Origin of the sequence: Enterobacter cloacae complex sp. SYL001 (assembly GCF_049237025.1) — a bacterium.
In the GTDB taxonomy this organism is placed as follows: Bacteria; Pseudomonadota; Gammaproteobacteria; order Enterobacterales; family Enterobacteriaceae; genus Enterobacter; species Enterobacter intestinihominis.
The window spans coordinates 1-683 of the sequence record NZ_JBMKJI010000069.1 but is presented as its reverse complement, the minus strand read 5'-3'; the positions used below and the strand labels follow the sequence as shown (position 1 = coordinate 683).

The 683-nt window shown below is 62.1% G+C and carries 1 protein-coding gene; it reads right to left on the bottom strand.

The genetic code is table 11. The features are described 5' to 3' along the window. The coding region (gene intI1, locus ACOTZP_RS23860; RefSeq protein WP_031996045.1) for a class 1 integron integrase IntI1 at window positions 1–683 on the bottom strand (683 nt) is incomplete at both ends.

Genomic DNA, 683 nt, shown 5'->3' with positions numbered 1-683 from the left:
TTCTACGGCACGTTTGAAGGCGCGCTGAAAGGTCTGGTCATACATGTGATGGCGACGCACGACACCGCTCCGTGGATCGGTCGAATGCGTGTGCTGCGCAAAAACCCAGAACCACGGCCAGGAATGCCCGGCGCGCGGATACTTCCGCTCAAGGGCGTCGGGAAGCGCAACGCCGCTGCGGCCCTCGGCCTGGTCCTTCAGCCACCATGCCCGTGCACGCGACAGCTGCTCGCGCAGGCTGGGTGCCAAGCTCTCGGGTAACATCAAGGCCCGATCCTTGGAGCCCTTGCCCTCCCGCACGATGATCGTGCCGTGATCGAAATCCAGATCCTTGACCCGCAGTTGCAAACCCTCACTGATCCGCATGCCCGTTCCATACAGAAGCTGGGCGAACAAACGATGCTCGCCTTCCAGAAAACCGAGGATGCGAACCACTTCATCCGGGGTCAGCACCACCGGCAAGCGCCGCGACGGCCGAGGTCTTCCGATCTCCTGAAGCCAGGGCAGATCCGTGCACAGCACCTTGCCGTAGAAGAACAGCAAGGCCGCCAATGCCTGACGATGCGTGGAGACCGAAACCTTGCGCTCGTTCGCCAGCCAGGACAGAAATGCCTCGACTTCGCTGCTGCCCAAGGTTGCCGGGTGACGCACACCGTGGAAACGGATGAAGGCACGAACCCAGT